11 protein-coding genes and 2 pseudogenes are annotated in these 19,978 nt (G+C 72.2%); 6 read left to right on the forward strand and 7 right to left on the reverse strand.

Going from position 1 to position 19,978, the window contains the following annotated elements; translation table 11 throughout:
* Positions 1-140: 140 nt before the first annotated feature.
* From M1203_RS24745 to M1203_RS24755, 3 genes and pseudogenes are all read right to left on the reverse strand, one after another.
* On the reverse strand, positions 141-977 hold the full coding sequence (locus M1203_RS24745; RefSeq protein ID WP_249951986.1) for an alpha/beta fold hydrolase: 837 nt from the start codon (positions 975-977) through the stop codon (positions 141-143).
* A 94-nt stretch (positions 978-1,071) separates the two neighbouring features.
* Complete coding sequence (locus tag M1203_RS24750; RefSeq protein ID WP_249952018.1) at positions 1,072-1,515, reverse strand: hypothetical protein; 444 nt, start codon at positions 1,513-1,515, stop codon at positions 1,072-1,074.
* Between the two features lie 145 nt (positions 1,516-1,660).
* Positions 1,661-2,098, reverse strand: a pseudogene (locus M1203_RS24755) (MFS transporter); the annotation flags it as partial.
* 101 nt (positions 2,099-2,199) lie between these two features.
* Between M1203_RS24755 and M1203_RS24760 the strand changes: the two are divergent.
* Positions 2,200-2,775 carry a TetR/AcrR family transcriptional regulator gene (locus tag M1203_RS24760; protein WP_249951987.1) on the forward strand — a complete coding sequence of 192 codons (576 nt, stop codon included), beginning with the start codon at positions 2,200-2,202 and terminating at the stop codon, positions 2,773-2,775.
* Positions 2,776-2,782: 7 nt separating this feature from the next.
* Here M1203_RS24760 and map read toward each other — a convergent pair whose 3' ends face one another.
* Positions 2,783-3,565, reverse strand: coding sequence for a type I methionyl aminopeptidase (gene map, locus M1203_RS24765; protein WP_249951988.1), 783 nt, complete (start codon positions 3,563-3,565; stop codon positions 2,783-2,785).
* Between the two features lie 144 nt (positions 3,566-3,709).
* Between map and M1203_RS24770 the strand changes: the two genes are divergently transcribed.
* The 4 genes from M1203_RS24770 to M1203_RS24785 all read left to right on the forward strand — a co-directional run bounded on the left by M1203_RS24770 (position 3,710) and on the right by M1203_RS24785 (position 6,560).
* The gene (locus tag M1203_RS24770; protein ID WP_249951989.1) at positions 3,710-4,069 is read left to right on the forward strand and encodes a DUF6204 family protein; all 360 of its coding nucleotides are present in this window, start codon (positions 3,710-3,712) and stop codon (positions 4,067-4,069) included.
* A gap of 131 nt (positions 4,070-4,200) precedes the next feature.
* The gene (locus M1203_RS24775; RefSeq protein ID WP_249951990.1) at positions 4,201-4,656 is read left to right on the forward strand and encodes a MarR family winged helix-turn-helix transcriptional regulator; all 456 of its coding nucleotides are present in this window, start codon (positions 4,201-4,203) and stop codon (positions 4,654-4,656) included.
* A 57-nt stretch (positions 4,657-4,713) separates the two neighbouring features.
* Entirely contained in the window at positions 4,714-5,724 is a 1,011-nt protein-coding gene (locus M1203_RS24780; protein WP_249951991.1) for an ABC transporter ATP-binding protein, read from the forward strand.
* Positions 5,721-6,560 (forward strand): ABC transporter permease, encoded by an 840-nt coding sequence (locus M1203_RS24785; protein WP_249951992.1) that lies wholly within the window; start codon positions 5,721-5,723, stop codon positions 6,558-6,560. Before M1203_RS24780 ends, M1203_RS24785 begins: the two co-directional genes overlap by 4 nt.
* A gap of 135 nt (positions 6,561-6,695) precedes the next feature.
* Here M1203_RS24785 and M1203_RS24790 read toward each other — a convergent pair whose 3' ends face one another.
* Entirely contained in the window at positions 6,696-7,004 is a 309-nt protein-coding gene (locus M1203_RS24790; RefSeq protein WP_249951993.1) for a hypothetical protein, read from the reverse strand.
* A 76-nt stretch (positions 7,005-7,080) separates the two neighbouring features.
* On the opposite strand from M1203_RS24790, the gene M1203_RS24795 reads away from it, so the two are divergent.
* Positions 7,081-7,815 (forward strand): MerR family transcriptional regulator, encoded by a 735-nt coding sequence (locus tag M1203_RS24795; RefSeq protein ID WP_249951994.1) that lies wholly within the window; start codon positions 7,081-7,083, stop codon positions 7,813-7,815.
* A 71-nt stretch (positions 7,816-7,886) separates the two neighbouring features.
* On the opposite strand, the gene M1203_RS24800 is transcribed toward M1203_RS24795, so the two are convergent.
* Both M1203_RS24800 and M1203_RS24805 read right to left on the reverse strand, forming a co-directional pair.
* Positions 7,887-8,645, reverse strand: coding sequence for a thioesterase II family protein (locus M1203_RS24800; RefSeq protein ID WP_249951995.1), 759 nt, complete (start codon positions 8,643-8,645; stop codon positions 7,887-7,889).
* Positions 8,646-8,687: 42 nt separating this feature from the next.
* A pseudogene (locus tag M1203_RS24805) lies at positions 8,688-19,946 on the reverse strand (type I polyketide synthase); the annotation flags it as partial.
* Between the last annotated feature and the right edge of the window lie 32 nt (positions 19,947-19,978).

Genomic DNA, 19,978 nt, shown 5'->3' on the forward strand with positions numbered 1-19,978 from the left:
ATGCCGTAACCGGCGCGAACCTGACCCGCACTGGCCGAAACCGGGATGACCGACGTTCAGGGGGCGCGGTCTGGTTCTGTGGGCGACGAAGCTGGATGATCGTTCACAGGGCGCGTTGGTCCTGGTGAAGCCAGGCCGCTTTACTCACCGGGCGCTTGCGCAGGGCGAAGTGTGGGTTCCGGCATCACCTCGGCCAGAAGCTGCGCCGTGGCTTCGGGGGCCTCCACGGGGAAGTGGTGGCTGCCCAGGTCGACGAGCACGATGTCGAGGCGGTCCCCGTAGCGGTCGATCGCCTCCTGTGTCACCAGGTCGCGAATGGCGAACACGGTGATCGGCTGCTTCGTATCGCGCAGCGCCGCGTCCATGTCCCAGTGCACCAGGCCCTCGATGGCACGCAGGCCCGCGGGCTGCCGCACCGCGACCATCTTTTCGAAGTAGGCATCCATGAGAGCCGGGTCGGTCCCGGCCGGCGAACCCCCTTCGACGAGGCCGCGCACCGCCGCGGCGAAGTCGTCGCGGAACCTGCCCAGCGTGACGTCGGCCTGTTCCTCGCTCTGCGCCGGGAACAGACCGAGGTAGTGCAGCCCGTCGAGCGCGATCACCTGCGTGACGGTGTCGGGGAGCAGTCGGCCGACTTCGACGGCGACCGCCGAGCCGAGGGAGTGCCCGGTGACGACGGCCGTGGTCACCGCCTCGGCCTCCAGTACCGCCGCCACGTCGCGGGCGAATTCCTCCATGGTCCACACCTCTCGCGTCGACCGGGACTCGCCGTGCTCGGCGAGGTCGACCGCGAGGACCCGGTAGCCGTCGGGCAGGTGGTCGGTCAGCGCGTCGAAGTCGCCTCGGTCACATCCCCAGCCGTGGATGAGGACCAGGGCCGGGCCGTCGACCGGGCCGCCGGCCGTGTACCGGATCGTCGTGTGGTCCGATCGCTGGACGGCAAGGTTCTTGCTGGCTCCGCTGCTTGCGGTCGTCACGGTGTTTCCTTTCTTTCGCACGAGTGATTCCGTGTCGGTCTTCGGTAAGGAGGGAGGGGGCGGAGGAGGCGGTCACCGCGGGCCGGTGTCTCACTCACTCGGAGCCGCGACGGCGCGACGCCCGCGGTTGGTTCAGGCGCAGGAGCAGGGCGGCGGCGACGATCGCCGCGATCGTCAGTGCGTAGATCTCGGTGGCGGTCCGCAATCCCATGGTGGTGACGGCGATGCCACCGAGCACGGCGGGCACGCTGTTGCCGAGGTAGTTGATGATGTTCGCGGAGGCGAAGACCGCGCTGCGCTCGTGTGGCCTGGCGATCCGGGCAAAGGTGCCGAACGTCGCCAGAGCCGAGCCGCCGAAGCCGACGCCCGCCACGACGGTGCCGACGGCGGCGAGCCAGACGAGGTCCGCCATGATGCCGGCGAGCGCGGTCAGGACGCCGAGCCCGAGCAGCGCGGACGTGGGGGCCAGCAGCGAGGACGCGGATCGGGAGCGGAGCACGGCGACGGTGAGCGCCCCTGTGCCTGCCAGCAGTGTCACGACGACGCCGCCGACCAGGCGGCTTTGCAGCCCCAGCAACTGGGCCGCGACGGAGGGGCCGAGGGAGAGGAACAGCCCGGCCGGAGCCGAGAGCGCCGAGAGCGAGCCCGGTCAGGGGCGCCACCGAGGTGACGACGCCCGCGCGCCCACGGGCGTGCGGCGGTTCGAGGTCGACGAGGGTGGCGCTCAGTGTGGTCGTGGCCGCCCCGGTGGCGATGCCCTGCAGCACCCGCGCGGCGGCCAGGGCGACCACGTTCCCGGCGGTGAGGAACAGGACAAGCGCGACCATCTCCAGTGCGATCGCCGCGGCGAGTACGGGCCGACGGCCGAGGTGGTCCGACAACGCTCCGATGACGAGCAACGAGCTCAGCAGGCCGACCACGTAGAGGGCGAAGACGACGGTCAGCACCCACGCCGAGAAGTGCCATTGCTGCTGGTAGATCGGGTAGAGCGGGGACGGCACGCTGGAGGCGGCCAGGAAGACGACGAAGACGGCGGCCGCATTGGGAAAGGCGGCACCCCGCAGGACGCGGTGCCTGCCCTCGTCGGACGATACGGCGGATACAGCGGGGCCAAGAGCCATAGGATTCTCGCAGTGATCTATGCGTTAGCGACCTGACGCCCACACAAACGCATAGATAACTGCTTTATTCCTGATGCAACAATCAATGCGATACTGCTCACGTGTCCACTACCACTTCGCCCGCTCCGCAGACCGGGTCCCGGCCGGGGGGCCGCTCGGCCCGAGTCCGCGCGGCCGTCCACCGGGCCGTCAAAGAACTGATCGCCGACGAGGCCAACGAGCCAGTGACCATCCCCGTCATCGCCGCTCGCGCCGGCGTGCACGCCACCACGGTCTATCGTCGCTGGGGCACCGTCGCCGAACTGCTCGCCGACGTCATGACCAGCCGCTTCTCCGGCGACTTCGTCGTGCCCGACACCGGCAGTCTCCGTGGCGACCTGGAACGGTACGCGTACGACCTCGCCAAGGACCTCTGCGACCCGGACACCCTCGCCCTGGTACGCGCCACCATCGGCACAGGCGGAGAGCAAGGCGCCGCCGCATGCCGCGGAGAGCGACAGCGCCAGCTCGAAGCCATCCTCGAACGGGAGCAGGCCCGGGGCAATCAGCCCCCGACCCTGGAGCGCACCACGGACGCCGTGCTCGCCCCCCTGTACTACCGGGCCGTCTTCACCAACGACCCCCTCACCCCCGAATGGACACACACCCTCGTGTCACACCTGCTGCCGCCGGACTGACAGGCGCTCACGGCCTCGCGTGTTTCGGCAAGGTGAGGATTTCGGCTCCGTCGCCGGTGATGGCGATCGTGTGCTCACTGTGTGCGGTGCGGCAGCCTGTCGCACTGCGGAGCGTCCACCCGTCGGCATCGGTGACGAGTGCGGCGGTGTCCGCCATGACCCACGGCTCCAGTGCCAGCAGCAGCCCGGGGCGCAGTTTGTATCCACGGCCGGGCCGCCCCGTGTTCGAGACATGCGGGTCCTGGTGCATCGTTGATCCGATGCCATGACCGCCGAACTCGGTATTGATCGGGTACCCCGCCTCGCTGAGGACCGTGCCGATGGCATGCGAGATGTCGCCGACACGTGCCCCGGGCCCGGCAGCGGCGATCCCCGCGGCCAGGGCGCGTTCGGTCGCACTGATCATCGCGACACTCTCCGGCGGCTCCGAGTCGCCCACGATGAAGCTGATGGCAGCGTCTGCGGCGACTCCCCCTTGGGAGACGGCGAGGTCGAGTGTCAGCAGATCGCCGTCGGCAAGTGTGTAGTCGTACGGCCGTCCGTGGAGGACGGCGTCATTGACGGCCGTGCAGATGTAGTGGCCGAACGGGCCTCGTCCGAAGGACGGCTCGTAGTCGACGTAACAGGACAGCGCTCCCGCTTCGACGATCATGGCCTTGGCCCACCGGTCGATGTCCAGAAGGTTCGTGCCGATCACGCTACGACTCTTCAGGGTGTGCAGGATGTCAGCGACCAGGGCACCCGTGTCCTTCGCCCGGGTCAGCAGGGTGGCGTTGAGGATCTCGATCATGCGGCGCTCTTCTCAGGGAACCAATAACTATACCGGCCATACTATACCGGTATAGGAATCGGGTCCGGTCCGCACCGGCTACGGCGCCCCGTTTCCGCCGGAAACACGGTGGAGTCCACCGATCTCGCTGGTTACTGTCATGGGATGAGTACTCGCACTTTCCGTATCACGGTCCGCGGCGTCTTCGACGGACTCAGCACCGATCAGCGGGCCGAACTCCTCGCCCGCGCCGCGGAGCACGACGTCCTGCGCGCGGCCTTCACACCCGAGGGACACCTCAGTTACGACCTCGCGGCGCGATCCGCCTTCACCTTCCGTTTCCTCGATTCCGGGGAGGAAGAGGAGGACATCCTGGAGGCGTCCGAACGCGCCGAAGAGTCGGCGAAGGCATGGCTGGCCGAGCGCGGCTACGGCTACAAGAACCTCAGGTCCCAGGCCGAGGACCTCTCCCAGGCACCGCTGGGCAAGCGGCAGCGTCGCGCCGTGGCCCAGAAGAACGTCTGACCCTCCCCCTCGCGCTCGAAGTCGAGGCCCCGGCATCCCAGGCTCGGGCCAAGGACTCCATCCGGCCGGCAACCACAACAAATCCTTGCGTACTCAAACACTGATAAGCTTGAGTACTCAAGGAGGTAGCAATGAGTGATGCGCTCGACGCGTCGTTGCGTCTCGTCCGGGCCCAGACAGCCCTGGTGAAGCGGTTCGACGCGAGCCTGGGAGGGCTGCACGGTGTGAGCCTGGCCGACTTCACGACGCTGCTGCGTCTGGGGCAGGCACCCGGTGGCCGGATGCGGCGGGTGGACCTGGCCGAGGCGCTGGGGCTGACAGCCTCCGGGGTGACCCGGGGGCTGGCACCGCTGGAGCGGATCGGGCTGGTGACACGCGAGACGGACGCCCGTGACGGCCGGGTGGCCTACGCGGCACTGACCGACACCGGCCGGGCACGCCTGACGGACATGCTCGCCACGGCCGAGCAGGTCGCCGGCGAGATCTTCGCCGCGCCGCCGTGGAGCAAGGAGGACATCGGCCGGCTGTCCACCCTGCTGACCCACCTCGGCGGCACCGGTCTTCCCGGCCACACCCCGGCCCCGTAACCCACGCACACCCCCGACCCCCCGACGGACGACTCGTCCGCACCTCGGAGCACCCACATGAATCCAACCCCTGCCCCCGCGCCGCCGGTCGACCCGGCCTCCACCACGGCCCATGCCCCGTGGGCCATCAGGACGGTGGGTCTGCGCAAGGTCTATCCGCGCGCACAGAGCGGCCTTGTCGCCGTGGAAAGCCTGGACCTGACGGTCCACCAGGGCGAGTTCTTCGGCCTGCTCGGCACCAACGGCGCCGGCAAGTCCACCACCATCGGCATGCTCACCACCCTGGTCGCGCCCACCGCCGGCAAGGCGTGGGTCGCCGGGCGCGAGGTGAGTGCCGATCCGGTCGGCGTGAAGTCCCGCATCGGTGTGGTCTCCCAGGCCAACACCCTGGACCGCGCGCTCACCGTCGCGGACAACCTCGTCTTCCGGGGCCGCTATTTCGGTATGCCCGCCGCCGCTGCCCGGCGCCGCGCGCTCGAACTGCTGGAACGGTTCGGCCTCGCCGGCAAGGCCGACGCCAAAGCCCACCAACTCTCCGGCGGTCAGGCCCGTCGCGTCATGATCGGCCGGGCCCTGATGCACCTGCCGGAAGTGCTCTTCCTCGACGAACCCACCGCGGGCGTCGACCCGCAGGCACGCGACGACCTCTGGCAGACCATCGCGGGCCTGCACGAGACCGGCCAGACCGTGGTGCTGACCACCCATTACCTCGACGAGGCCGAGGCCCTGTGCCAGCGGCTGGCCGTCATCGACCACGGCAACCTGCTCACCTGCGACACCCCCGAGGCGATCAAGGCGTCCAGCGGAGCGCAGACGGTCATCACCGTCCGGTACGACGCCGACGCGACCCCGGCCGCCGACGCCTTCCACAGCATCCCCGGCGGCCCCCACGACCTGGCCGTCGAAGGCCCGACCGTACGGGTTCGCACCACGCGTCCCGACGGCGTCCTGGGCCACCTGTTGCGAGCCGGCAGCGCGGCCGGCCTCACCGTCCGCGACGCCGCGACCACTCCCCCCAGCCTGCAGACCGCCTTCCTCACCCTGACCGGACGTGACTACACGCCATGACCATCGCGAACTCCGTTGCCACCACCCCCCGACCGCTGTCCTCCCGCCGGGCCGCCTGGCACGCCTATCGCGCGCTGACCATGCGCGATCTCTACGTCCTGGGCCGCAATCTGCCCGTACTGCTCCTCCAAGTCGGCCTCCAGCCGCTGCTGTTCACCTTCGCCTTCGCCTACGTGATGCCCAGCATCGGCAGCGGACTCGGCGGCGCGACCTCGTTCTCCACGATCCTGCTGCCCGGCCTGATCGCCAGCACCCTCACACTGCAGAGCATCATGTCCGTCACCGGTCCTCTGGCCGCCGAGCTCGGCCCCGGCCGTGAGATCACCGACCGTGCCCTGGCGCCGCTGCCCATCTGGGCCCTCGGGCTGCAGAAGATCACCTCGTCCGCGATCTTCGGCCTCGTCTCGACCCTCGTCGTCGTCCCGATCGTCCGGCTCGTCCACGCCCCCGGCAACGCGCCCAGGGTCCATATCGACAACTGGCCCCTGCTGGTTGTCACGTTGGTGCTCAGCGCGCTGCTCGCCGCCACGCTCGGGCTGCTGCTCGGCACCGCGGTCGACACCTCCGCCTTCGGGGCGCTGCTCGGTCTGCTGCTGGCCGCCGCCACCATGCTGGGCTGCGTCTACTACCCGTGGACCGCTCTGCACCCGATCCGCTGGGTCCAGGTCCTGACCCTCGCCAACCCGCTCGTCTACATGAGCGAGGGCCTGCGCGCCAACCTCACACCGTCCACCGGTCACATGCCCACCTGGGCCTACCTCGGCGCACTCACCCTCGGCACCCCCGCTCTGGGCTGTCTCGCCGTGCGCCGCTTCGCTCGGCGGGTGCGGACCTGACGCCCCGCCTCGTCGCACCCGCGGTGACGAGGCTCCTCATCGGCAGCGCCGCCAGGGCATCGCCGGCGGGCCATTCCGTTCGGCACTGTCCTGACCGCCGCGGACTCGACCCGCCCGGTGGAGGCCCTTCGCACCTCAGGGCGCGGGGCGCCCGGTGGTGGTCGAGGAAGGCCCGGATGATTCGGCCGGTGCGTTCAGCAGCCGGTCCAGCTCGTGCCCCGCCTCGTCGTATCCGGCGTCGGAGATCCGTCGCAGCTCGCGCAGGTCGCCGGACGCGACCGCGCGTCGCGTGAGCAGGGACCCGGCGTGCATGGATCCCTCGTCCAGCAGTTCGCTCAGCTCATCGAGGTCGCCGCTCGCGTCGGCGAGGTCGGCCAGCCGGTCCAAAGCGGTCTCGGTGCCGTCATCGGCGAGCCCGCGCAGGGTCTCCCGATCGATACTCATGTTCTCCATGGCGCCATGCTGCAACCCTGCCCCAGGGGAAAGGTCAAGGGAACGATGGCCATGCGACGATGGCCAGGTGATCACCATCGGTCAGCTGGCCAGGTACATCGGAGTGTCGATCAAGACCATTCGCGTGTACCACGACAAGGGGCTGCTCCCCGAGCCCGACCGCGACGCGTCCGGCTATCGGCAGTACGGCGCGCACGACGCCATCGATCTGATCAAGATCCGTACGCTCGCCGAAGCCGGTGTCCCGCTGGCCCGTATCCGGGACCTGAGAGCGGCGACGGACGAGGAGTTCCGGCAGGCGCTGCGTGAGATCGACGACGAGCTGACCGCCCGTATCCGTGGCCTGCGAGCGACGAAGGAGCGTCTGCGCCGGCTCGCCTCCGGGGAGTTGGCGCCGCCCCTGCCCACCGAGGTCGGTGCCTACCTGGAGGACCTGGCCCGCTGGGGATTCACGCCTCGATGGGTGGACCTGCAACGCGATTTGTGGATCCTCGTGTTCGCCACCCACCCGGACCGTGCGATCGCGCTGTTCCACGACCAGGCCGAGACCCTGGCCGACCCCGCCCTACGGCGGCTCTTCCTCGACTACGACCACGCGCACGACCTCGACGCCGACGATCCCCGCGTCGACGACCTCGCCCGCCGGATCGCCGACGCGAATCGGGAGCGTTACGGACTCGACGAACCGCCCCAGTTGGATGCGGGATCCGAGATCCCCGCCCTCATCCAGGGCACGGTCAACGCCGCGTCCCCGGCGTGGCGGCGGCTCGACACACTCATCCGCACACAACTGGGCGTGTGACTCGGCGTATCCGGGAGAAACAGGGGCTGGACGACCTCTTTCCTCCAGTCGTCCAGCCCCGTCCCCAGCTTCTAGCGGACGGCCACGGCGCTGCGCAGTGCCTCGCGCACCACCCCGATCACCTCCACCGCGCGCGGGCTGAGGTAGAAGTGGCCCCCGCGGAACACCTGGATGTGGAACGCGGCTGTCGTGTGGGCGCGCCACGCGTCGGCTTCCGCGGGCGTCGCCTTCGGGTCGTCATCGCCCACCAGGGCGGTGATCGGGCAGTCGACGGTCGCCTCCACGGGACCGTACGTCTCGATCGCCCGGTAGTCGCTGCGGATGGCGGGCAGCACCATCCGCAGCAGTTCCTCGTCACCGAGCACCTGGGCGTCGGTGCCGCTCAGGGCCTTCATCTCGGCCACGAGCCCGTCGTCGTCCCGCTGGTGGACGGTCTCCACGCGCCGTGTCGACGGTGCGCGCCTGCCGGAGGCGAACAGCATCGCGGGCGTCCGGCCACCGCTCGCCAGCCTGCGCGCGACCTCGAACGCGACGACCGCGCCCATGCTGTGTCCGAAGAACACCACGGGCCGGTCGAACAGCGGCGCCACCACGGGCGCGATCCGGTCGGCCAGCACACCGATGTCGTCCACGCTCGGCTCGGTCCGCCTGTCCTGGCGGCCGGGATACTGGAGGGCCACCACGTCGCTGTCGCTCGCGAGCGCGGCCGAGACGGGGAAGTAGAAGCTCGCCGATCCGCCCGCGTGCGGGAAGCACACGAGCCGGACCGGGGAAGCCGGCGCGGGGTGGAACCGGCGGAGCCAGAGGTCGCTGCCATCGGCAACTGTCATGTCGATTCGTCCGTTCTGCTGTCGTTGTCGTGCTCAGGGGGTTCAGAGGGTGGTGTCGCCCGGGCCGTCGCCCAGCCAGGCCCGCACGGCGAGGGCCGTCGACTCGGAGTGGTCTTCCATGATCGTGAAGTGGTCACCGGGGACGTACGCGTCCTCGTGCGGGAGCGGCCATGTGGGCTCCCAGTCGTCCTCGGTCTCCAGCGCCGCCGACTCCCCCGGCGGGAAGGTGGCGTGCACGTAGAGCGTCGGCGCCTCGACCGGTTCTGGCTCCCAGTCGCTGAACACGGGCACGTAGCCGCCCTGCCCGGTCAGCTGCGCGCCGTTCATCAGCTCGAACGCCTTGCTGCTGGACAGACGCTTCCTCAACGCCGCCTCCAGCCGGTCCTCGAACGAGGTCGTGGCGGTGTGGGTGTCGAGCAGCACCACCGCGGCCGGTGCGCTGCCCTGCTGTTCGAGCAGCGCGGCGACGGCGTTGGCCAGCCATCCGCCCGACGAGTAGCCGAGGAGCACGAACGGCCGGTCGCCCGCCTGCCTCCTGACGGCCTCGGCCTGGAAGCGGACGACCGCCTCCCTGGTCGCCGGCAGCGCCTCCCCCGCCGCGAAGCCGGGGTGGGGCAGCACGGTCACGTCCCGCTCGCCCGCGAACACGGGGGCGAACCAGGCGAAGTAGTGCGGGCCGGAGGGCGCCATCGTCGGCGGGAAGCACAGCAGCGGGATTCCCGGTCCGGTCGCCAGCGTGATCGACGGCAGTGCGGGCACCTCGTCCGGGGCCGTGAACACCGGCCGCACGCGCGCGGCGGCGGTCACCATGTGCCACCCCTCCTCGTACAGTCCGAGGTCACATGACTGCCGGAACAGGCCGGTGAACGTGTCCTCGGCCGCCAAGGCGGTGGGCGCGGCCGGAGCGTCCACGGTCCCCGAGGCGAGTTCGCGCCGCAGATACCCGGCGAGCGCCGGGCCGGTCGGCTGGTCGAACACGACGGTGGTGGGCAGACGCAGTCCGGTCGCGGTCGCGAGCCGGTTGCGCAGTTCCAGCGCGGTCAAGGAGTCCAGGCCGAGCTGGGTCAGGGAGCCGGAGACATCGAGTTCGTCCGAGGGGTAGCCGAGCACGGCCGCCGCCTGGTCCCGGACGACCCGGAGCACTTCCCGGTCCTGCTCCTCCTCCGTCAGGCCGGTCAACCGCTGGGCCAACCGCTCCACGCCCGCGCCGGCCGCGCCGGCCGCCCTGGTGGTCCGTGGACGCACGAGCCCGCGCAGCAGGGCGGGCACGTCGTCGGGCGCGCCGCGCAGGGCGCCGACGTCGAGCCGCATCGGCACCACGACGGCGTCATCCGCCGCGCACCCGAGGTCGAACAGCGCGAGGCCCTGCTCCTCGGTCAAGCCGGTGACACCGGAGCGTGACATCCGCGCGACATCGGTCCCCGCCAGTCCGTCGGTCATCGCGCCGGTCGTGTCCCACAGGCCCCACGCCAGCGACGTCGCGGGCAGACCGGCGGCCCTTCGGTGGTGGGCGAGCGCGTCGAGGAAGGTGTTGGCCGCCGCGTAGTTGCCCTGGCCAGGATTGCCGAACGTGCCCGCGGCGGAGGAGAACAGCACGAACGCCGACAGGTCCAGGTCACGGGTCAGCTCGTGCAGGTGCCAGGCCGCGTCGACCTTCGGCCGGAACACCTTGTCGATCCGTTCGGGGGTCAGCGAGCCGATCACACCGTCGTCCAGCACTCCGGCCGAGTGCACCACACCGGTCAGCGGGTGATCCGGGTCCACCGCGGCCAGCAGTTCCGCCAGCGCAGCGGGGTCGGTGACATCGCAGGCGGCGAGCGTGACCCGCGCGCCGAGGCCGGCGAGCTGCGCGCGGAGGGCGGCGGCGCCGGGCGCGGCGGCGCCACTGCGGCTGGCCAGCAGCAGGTGCCGGACGCCATGGCCGGTCACCAGGTGCCGGGTGACAAGGCCGCCCAGCGTGCCGGTGGCCCCGGTCACCAGGACGGTGCCACCGGGCGCGAACTCGACCGGGGACTCCGCCGTCGACGGTCGGGACGGTGCCAGGCGCGGCACCAGCGGGTCACCGGCGCGCACCGCCACCTGGGGCTCGGAACCGGCGAATACGGCGGGCAGCGCCGCCCAGGACGCGTCGTGCACGTCCACGTCGACCAACGCGAACCGGTCGGGGTTCTCGGACTGTGCCGACCGGATCAGGCCCCACACCGTCGCGTTGGCGACATTGGGCACGTCCTCGTCCGGCCCGGTCGCGACGGCCCAGCGGGTCACGAAGACGAGGCGGGAGTCGAGGAACCGGTCGTCGGCCAGCCACTCCTGGGCCAGCCGCAGCGCGCGGAGGGCGGCGCTACGGGCGGCGGGGACCGGCCCCGAGCCGTCCTCGACGCACGGGACGACGACCAGCCCGGGCACCCCGGCCTCGGCCTCGGCGAGTGCCGCGAGATCGCCGTATTCCTCGACGGCCATGCCCGTCGCGGCGAGACCCGCGCCGACCTTCAGGTCGTCCGGGCCGATAAGAGCGCAACCGCGGGAAGGAGCGGGGGCGGCCGCACGGGTCTGTGCGGCCACCCACTCCAACCGGAACAGTGAATCGCGGTGGCGCGCACCCCATTGGTCCGCGGCGATCGGCCGCAGGACCAGGGATGCGACCGTCGCCAGGGGGTGTCCCTGTACGTCGGTCAGGTCCAGGGAGACGGCGTCGGGCCCGGCCGGCGTGACCCGTACCCGCGCCGTGGTGGCACCGGTCGCGTGCCACCGGACCCCGCTCCAGGAGAACGGCAGCCGGGGCCGACCGGCGTCCTCGACGAGGTCGCCGAGTGTGCAGGCGTGCAGCGCGGCGTCGAGCAGCGCCGGGTGGACGCCGAACGACGCGGCGTCCCGGTGCTGGGCCTCGTCCAACTCGATCTCGGCGTACACGGCGTCCTCGCCGCGCCATGCCGCCCTGAGGCCCTGGAAGGCGGGCCCGTATCCGAACCCGGCCCCCGCGAGCCCGTCGTAGAGTCCTTCCACGTCGACGGGTTCGGCTCCAGCGGGCGGCCATTGTGTGATCGCGGCCGGGTGAGTGGGGGCTCCGGTGGTGAGGAAGCCGGTGGCGTGCCGGGTCCAGTCGGTGTCGGCGACCGGGTCGTCCGGGCAGGAGTCGATACTCAGCGTCCGGCGGCCGGAGCCGTCGTCGCCGCCGACCGTCACCCGCAGTCGCACGCCGCCGCGTTCGGGCAGCACCAGCGGTGCGGCCAGGGTCAGTTCGTCCACCTCGTCGAGGCCGAGCCTGCCGCCCGCGGCGAGCGCGAGCTCCACGAATGCCGTGCCCGGCAGGAGGATCGCCTGCGAGACGGCGTGATCGGCGAGCCACGGGTGGGTGTCCGTACCCAACCTGCCGGTGCATACGAGGCCCTGACCGTCGGCGAGGTCCACGGCGGCGCCGAGCAGCGGGTGGTCCGCGCCCGCCAGGCCCAGACCGCCGGCGGCTTCGTCGATACGGAGATCACGCGGCGCGTCCAGCCAGTAGCGCCTGCGCTGGAACGCGTACGTCGGGAGCGGGACCGAACGCCCGCCGGGGAGCAGCCTCGTCCAGTCCACCCGTACGCCCCTCGTGCCCAGCCGCGCCACGGCGGAGACCAACGCGGATTCCTCCGGGCGATCGCCGCGCAGCGCCGGTACGAAGACCGCGTCGGGCGCGGACTCCTGGCCCAGCGCGGACAGTGTCCCGCCCGGTCCGATCTCGACGAAGGTCGCCACACCCTCGGCCACGAGCGTGCCGACGGCGTCGGCGAAGCGCACCGACTCCCGTACGTGCCGCACCCAGTACTCCGGCGAGGCGAGTTCCTCGGCGCTCGCCCGCGCACCGATCAGCGTCGACACGAGAGGGATGGTGGGCGCCTCGTAGGACACGCCTTCCAGCACCTGACGGAACTCGTCGAGCATCGGCTCCATCAACGGCGAGTGGAACGCGTGGCTGACGCGGAGTCCGGTCACCTTGCGACCGCCCTCACGCCACAGCTCCGCCAGCACCTCCACGTCGGCGGCGACACCGGAGACGACCACCGAGTTCGGGCCGTTGACCGCCGCGATGCCCACGGTGTCGGGCAGCCCTGGCGCGACCTCGGCCTCGGACGCCTGGATCGCCGCCATCGCACCGCCTTCGGGCAGCGCCTGCATCAGCGCACCACGAGCCGACACCACCTTCGAAGCATCAGCGAGCGACCACACACCCGCCACGTGCGCCGCGGCCAGCTCGCCGATCGAGTGTCCGGCCAGCACATCCGGCCGGACACCCCACGACTCCAAGAGCCGGAACAACGCCACCTCGACCGCGAACAGCGCGGGTTGCGTCACGCCGGTCCGGTGCAGGGCGTCGGCATCGTCACCGAACAGCACGTCGCGCACGGCCGGGTCGAACTCGCCCAGCACCTCGTCCAACGCCCCGGCGAACACCGGGAACCGCTCGGACAGTTCACGGCCCATGCCGAGCCGCTGCGACCCCTGACCCGAGAACAGGAATCCGACACCGCCCACGGCGACGGACCCTTCGACCAGGCCGGGGAAAGGGCGCGCCTCGGCCAGAGCGGTGAGCCCGTCCAGCAGTGCCTCGCGGTCGCCACCGATGACAACGGCCCGGTGGTCGAATGCCGAACGCGTCGTCGCCAGCGAGTAGCCGATGTCGACCACTCCGGCCCCCGGGTCAGCCGCGACGTGCTCCCGCAGCCGGATCGCCTGATCCCGTAACGCCTCCGCGTGACGCGCGGACAGCACCCACGGCATGACACCGTCGACCGGCGCGGACGCACCGGCGGGAGCGGACTCCTCGGTGTCCGGGGCCTGCTCGATGATGGTGTGCGCGTTCGTCCCGCTCACACCGAACGACGAGACGCCCGCCCGCCGCGGCCGGCCCGCCACCGTCCAGGGCCGGGCCTCCGTCAGCACGTCGACCGCGCCCGCGGACCAGTCCACGTGCGGGGAGCGCTCGGAGACATGCAGGGTGCGCGGCAGCACGCCGTGCCGCATCGCCATGACCATCTTGATCACACCCGCGACACCGGCCGCGGCCTGCGTGTGGCCGACGTTCGACTTCAGCGACCCGAGCCACAGCGGCTCACCGGCACGGTCCTGGCCGTAGGTGGCCAGCAGCGCCTGCGCCTCGATCGGGTCACCCAGCGTCGTACCGGTCCCGTGCGCCTCCACCGCGTCCACGTCCGACGGGGACAACCCGGCACTCGCGAGCGCCTGATGGATGACCCGCTGCTGCGACGGACCGTTCGGCGCGGTGAGGCCGTTGGACGCGCCGTCCTGGTTGATCGCCGAACCGCGTACGACCGCCAGCACCCGGTGACCGTTGCGCCGGGCGTCCGACAGCCGCTCCACCACCAGCATGCCGACCCCTTCACCCCAGCCGGTGCCGTCCGCGTCGGCGGAGAACGCCTTGCAGCGGCCGTCCGGGGCCAGCCCACGCTGCCTGCTGAACTCCACGAAGGCCGCCGGGCTGGACATCACCGTCACACCGCCCGCCAGCGCCAGCGAGCACTCGCCGGAGCGCAGGGCCTGAGCCGCCAGATGCAGCGCGACGAGCGACGACGAGCACGCCGTGTCTATCGTCATCGCCGGGCCTTCGAGACCGAGTACGTAGGACACGCGTCCCGAGGCGACGCTGCCCGAGCTGCCGAAGCCGAGCTGGCCCTCGAAACCCTCCGGAGCGCGCCGGAGCCGGGCGGCGTAGTCGTTGTACATCACTCCCGCGAACACGCCGGTCGCGCTGCCCCGCAACGACTTCGGCTCGATCCCGGCCCGTTCCAGCGCCTCCCAGGAGGTCTCCAGCAGCAGCCGCTGCTGCGGGTCGACCGCCAGCGCCTCGCGCGGCGACATGCCGAAGAACGCCGGGTCGAACTCGGCGGCGTCGTAGAGGAAACCACCCCGTCGGACGCTGCTGGTGCCGGTGTGCTCGGGGTCCGGGTCGTAGAGCGACTCCACGTCCCAGCCCCGGTCGTCCGGGAAGTCGGACACCGCGTCACGGCCCTCGGCGACCAGTCGCCACAGGTCCTCCGGCGAGCGCACCCCACCGGGGTAGCGACAGCTCATGCCGACGATGGCGATCGGCTCGTCCTCGGCAACGGCCACCCTGCCGACCGTCGTCCGCGCGTCGTCGCCGCCGAGCAGCGTGGCGCGCAGATGGCCCGCGAGCACCAGCGGCGTCGGGTAGTCGAAGACCAGCGTCGCGGGCAGCCGCAGCCCGGTGGCCGCGTCGAGCCGGTTGCGCAGCTCGACCGCGGTGAGCGAGTCGAAGCCGAGTTCGCCGAACGCCCGCTCCGGTTCCACCTCTGCCGCGGACGCGTGGCCGAGCACGGCGGCGACGCACGTGCGCACGAGATCGAGGAGCAGCGGCAGACGTTCGTCCTCCGGGAGCGCCGATATGCGCGCCGCCAGGCTCCCGTCGGGCTTCGCGGCCCCTGGGCGCGCCGTGCGCACCAGCGCGCGCAGCAGCGCGGGGACGGCCTCGGGGCGCGCCCGCAGCGGCGCCAGGTCCAGTCGCATGGGCACGGCCACGGCCGACGGCAGGGCGATGGCGGCGTCGAACAGCCGCAGCCCCTCCCCGGCGGACAGCGCGGCGACACCGGCACGCGAGAGTCGGCCGCGGTCGGCCGCGGCCAGTTCGTCGGTCATGCCGCTCGCGTCCGCCCACAGGCCCCACGCGAGCGACGTCGCGGGCAGGCCGCCGGCGCGCCGGTGCTGGGCGAGGGCGTCGAGATACGCGTTGGCCGCCGCGTAGTTGGCCTGGCCGGCGTTGCCGAACGTGCCGGCGGCGGAGGAGAACAGTACGAACGCCGACAGGTCCAGGTCACGGGTCAGCTCGTGGAGGTGCCACGCCGCGTCGACCTTCGGCCGGAACACGGTGTCGATCCGCTCCGGGGTGAGCGACTCGATCACACCGTCGTCCAGGACACCCGCCGCGTGCACGACGGCCGTCACGGGGTGCTCGGCCAGCAGCGCCGCCACCGCGTCCCGATCGGCCACATCACAGGCGACGGCAGTGACCTCGGCGCCGAGTCCGACCAACTCGTCACGCAGGCCGCCCACATGGCCGCGTCTGCTCGCCAGCACCAGCCGTCGCACCCCGTGCCGCACCACCAGATGCCGCGCCACCAGACCACCGAGCATCCCGCTCGCACCGGTCACCAGCACCGGACCCGCACCGAAACCGGGCCCCTCCGACTCCACCGCGCGCGCACGCACAAGCCTCGGCACGAACAACTCACCGGCACGCAGCGCCAGTTGAGGTTCACCGGCGGCGACGGCGCCCGGCAGGGCGTGTACCGAGGCCGCCGACCCGTCGACATCGACGAGCACGAACCGCCCGGGGTGCTCGGACTGCGCGGCGCGCACAAGGCCCCACACGGGCGCGTTGGCCAGGTCGGTGACGTCCTCGTCGGCGCCCGCCGAAACCGCGCCGGCGGTGACGAACACCAGCCGCGCCGAGCTCAGCCGGTCATCGGCGAGCCAGCCCCTTACCAGCGCCAGCGCCCGGTGTGTCGCCTCCGCCGTGCCCTCGGCCGAGGGCACGGGGGCGAACACGAGGTCCGGCACCTCGTCCCGCGCCAGCGCGGCCAGGTCCGGATACGCGCGGGCCGGACCGGAGGTCTCCACCCGGCCGAGCCCGTCCCCCAGGACCGCCCAGCGGGCGGGGGCGGAGACGGCGGGCCGTACGGGCGACCAGTCGACCCGGAACAGCGAGTCCAGCCGGTCGCCCCCCAGCCCCTCCGCCGCCAGAGGCCGCAGCGACAGTGCCTCGACCGAGATGACGGGCGCGCCCGTGCCGTCGGCCAGGGCGATCGCGACGCCCGAGGCGCCCGCCGGGGACAGCCGTCCCCGCAGCGCGGACGCGCCGCTGCTGTGCAGCCGCACGCCACGCCAGGAGTACGGCAGGTGCAGCCGCTCCGCGTCGGCGACGAAGCCGCCGAGCCCGATGGCGTGCAGCGCGGAGTCGAGCAGCGCGGGGTGCATCCCGAAGGAGCCCGCAGTGTCGCTGTCGGGCAGTTCCACCTCGACGAACACCTCGTCGCCCCGCCGCCACGCGGCGCGCAGGCCGCGGAACGCGGGCCCGTAGCCGAGTCCCGACGCGGCGAGGTCGTCGTAACGGCCCTCGATGTCGATCCGCTCGGCCCCCGCGGGCGGCCAGGCGTCCCCACCGGTGGCCGGGAGCGCCTCGCCCGCCGCGAGCGTGCCGAAGGCGTGCCGCGTCCACGGCTGATCGTCGGGCGCGTCGTCGGCCCGCGAGTAGGCGCTCAGCGCGCGGCGCCCGGACTCGTCCGGCGCCCCGATGGACACCTGGAGCCGCACCGCGCCGTCCTCCGGCAGGACCAGCGGCGCCGCCAGCGTCAGCTCCTCGATGTGATCGAGCCCGACCTGGTCGCCCGCTCTGATCGCCAGCTCCACGAACGCGGCGCCCGGCACGAGGACCACGCCCCCGACCGTGTGGTCGGCCAGCCACGGGTGGGTGGGCAGGGAGAGCCTGCCGGTGAGCAGGGCACCCTCCTCGTCCGCCAGGGTGACGGCGGCGCCCAGCAGCGGGTGGTCGGCGGGCCGCAGGCCCACCGAGGCCACGTCCCACGTGTGCGCGCCCGCGTCCAGCCAGAAGCTGGTGCGCTGGAACGGATACGTGGGCAGGTCGATCCGCCGGGCGCCGCGTCCCGCGAACACCGCCTGCCAGTCGAGGGCGACGCCCCGCACGTGCAGTGCGGCGACCGCCGAGGTGAGCGTGGCGCCCTCGGGCCGGTTCGCACGCGACCCGGCCACCAGCAGCGCGCCCTCGTCGACGCAGTCACGGCCCATCGCGGTCAGTACCGCGTCCGGGCCCAGCTCCAGGAAGTGCGTGACGCCCTGATCGCGCAGGCACCGGGCACCGTCGAGGAACCGCACCGCCTCGCGGACATGGCGCACCCAGTGCTCCGGGTCGCGCGCCTGCTCCGGGGCCAGCACGGCGCCGGTCAGGGTGGACACGATCGGGATCGCCGGGCTCCCGTAGGAGACGGTCCGGGCGACGGCGCGGAAGTCGTCCAGCACGGCGTCCACGTGCGGCGAGTGGAACGCGTGGCTGACCCGCAGGTAGCGGCTCTTCCCGCCGCGTTCCCGCCACGCGCTGTCGATGACGGCCACGGCGTCGGCGTCGCCCGCGACCACCGTGGACTCGGGGCCGTTGACCGCCGCGACATCCACCGCGCCGCCGTGCTCGGCGACCAGGCGGCGGACGGTGTCCTCGTCCGCGCGCAGCGACAGCATCGCTCCGCCCTCGGGCAGCGCGCCCATCAGCCTGCCACGGGCGGCGACCAGCGCGCACGCGTCGGCGAGGGAGAACACGCCCGACACATGCGCCGCCGCCAGCTCCCCGATGGAGTGGCCCGCGAGGAACTGCGGGGCGAGGCCCCATGCCGTGACGAGACGGAACAGCGCCACCTCGATCGCGAACAGCGCGGGCTGCGTGTAGGTGGTCAGGTCGAGCAGGGCGGCGGCCTCGGTGCCCTGCTCGGCGAAGAGCACGTCCCGCAGCGGCCGGTCCAGATGCGGGTCAAGGCCGGCGCAGATCTCGTCCAGCGCGTGCGCGAACACGGGGAATTCCCCGTACAGTTCGCGGCCCATGCCCACCCGCTGGCTGCCCTGTCCGCTGAACAGGAACGCGAGTTTGCCGCGTGTGCCCACCGTGCCGCGCACCAGGTTCGCCGCCTCGCCGCCGGCGGCCAGGGCCGCGAGCCCGCGCAGCAGCTCCGCGCGGTCGGCGCCGACGACGGCGGCCCTGTGCTCCAGCGCGGTCCTGGTCAGGGCGAGCGAGTAGCCGATGTCCGCCGCCGACGCGTCGCGCCCGTCCAGGTGGGACAGGAGAGCGGCGGCACGATCGCGCAGCGCGGCGGGGTCGTTGCCGGACAGTACCCATGGCACCGCGTCGGCCAGGACGGGGTCGACGGGCTCGGCCGGGTCGTCGTCGGGGTCCACGGCGGGAGCCTGTTCGAGGACGACATGGGCGTTGGTGCCGCTGATACCGAACGACGACACCGCCGCCCGGTGCGGCTGCCCCGTCGCCGGCCACGGCCGCGCCTCGGTCAGCAGTTCCACGGCATCGGCCGACCAGTCGACATGCCGGGAGCGCTCGCCGACGTGCAGCGTCCGCGGCAGCATGTCGTGCCGCATCGCCATGACCATCTTGATGACGCCGGCGACGCCCGAAGCGGCCTGGGTGTGGCCGATGTTGGACTTCAGGGACCCGAGCCACAGCGGTTCACCGGCGCGGTCCTTGCCGTAGGTGGCCAGCAGCGCCTGCGCCTCGATCGGGTCACCCAGCGTCGTACCGGTGCCGTGCGCCTCGACCGCGTCGACCTGGGCCGGGGTCAGTCCGGCGCTGTCCAGCGCCTGCCGGATCACCCGTTGCTGGGACGGGCCGTTGGGCGCGGTGAGGCCGTTCGACGCCCCGTCCTGGTTCACCGCGGAACCGCGTACGACCGCCAGCACCTGGTGGCCGTTGCGCCGGGCGTCCGACAGCCGCTCCAGCAGCAGCATCCCGGCGCCCTCACCCCAGCCGGTGCCGTCGGCGCTGTCGGAGAACGACTTGCACCGGCCGTCCGCGGCGAGGCCGCGCTGCTTGCTGAAACCGATGAACGTGTTCGGGGTCGCCATCACGGTGACACCGCCCGCGAGGGCGAGCGAACACTCGCCCGACCGCAGCGCCTGGGCCGCCAGATGCAGCGTGACCAGGGAGGACGAACAGGCGGTGTCCACCGTGACGGCGGGCCCCTCCAACGCGAACGTGTACGACACCCGGCCGGAGGCGACGCTGCCGAAGCTGCCGGTGCCGAGGAAGCCGTCCAGCCCCTCCGGCACCGACCGCAGCCGCGACACGTAGTCGTGGTACATCACACCCGCGAACACGCCCGTCCTGCTGCCGCGCAGCGACGACGCGTCGATCCCGGCCCGCTCGAACGCCTCCCACGAGGTCTCCAGCAGCAGCCGCTGCTGCGGGTCCATCGCCAGCGCCTCGCGCGGCGAGATCCCGAACACGCCGGGGTCGAACTCGGCCGCGTCGTGCAGGAATCCGCCCTCGGTGAGGAACACGCGCTCCGGGTCCTCGGGGTCGGACAGCTCGACATCGCCCCAGCCCCGGTCGGTGGGGAAGGCCGTCACACCGTCGCGACCGTTCGCGACCAGCTCCCACAGGTCCTCGGGTGAGTGCACGTCGCCGGGGTAGCGGCAGCTCATCCCGATGATCGCGATCGGCTCCTGCTCACCGTCCTCGACCTCGCGCAACCGCCGGCGTGTCTCACGCAGGTCGGCGGTGACCCGCTTCAGGAAATAACGGAGCTTGT

The sequence above is a fragment of the Streptomyces sp. 35G-GA-8 genome (genome assembly GCF_023534745.1).
In the GTDB taxonomy this organism is placed as follows: Bacteria; Actinomycetota; Actinomycetes; order Streptomycetales; family Streptomycetaceae; genus Streptomyces.

Coding starts and splice junctions, on each gene's coding strand:
- map (WP_249951988.1), bottom strand. CDS start 3,565: ATGATCGAGATCCTCAACGCCACCCTGCTGACCCGGGCGAAGGACACG.
- M1203_RS24770 (WP_249951989.1), top strand. CDS start 3,710: ATGAGTACTCGCACTTTCCGTATCACGGTCCGCGGCGTCTTCGACGGA.
- M1203_RS24775 (WP_249951990.1), top strand. CDS start 4,201: ATGAGTGATGCGCTCGACGCGTCGTTGCGTCTCGTCCGGGCCCAGACA.
- M1203_RS24780 (WP_249951991.1), top strand. CDS start 4,714: ATGAATCCAACCCCTGCCCCCGCGCCGCCGGTCGACCCGGCCTCCACC.
- M1203_RS24785 (WP_249951992.1), top strand. CDS start 5,721: ATGACCATCGCGAACTCCGTTGCCACCACCCCCCGACCGCTGTCCTCC.
- M1203_RS24790 (WP_249951993.1), bottom strand. CDS start 7,004: ATGAGTATCGATCGGGAGACCCTGCGCGGGCTCGCCGATGACGGCACC.
- M1203_RS24800 (WP_249951995.1), bottom strand. CDS start 8,645: ATGACAGTTGCCGATGGCAGCGACCTCTGGCTCCGCCGGTTCCACCCC.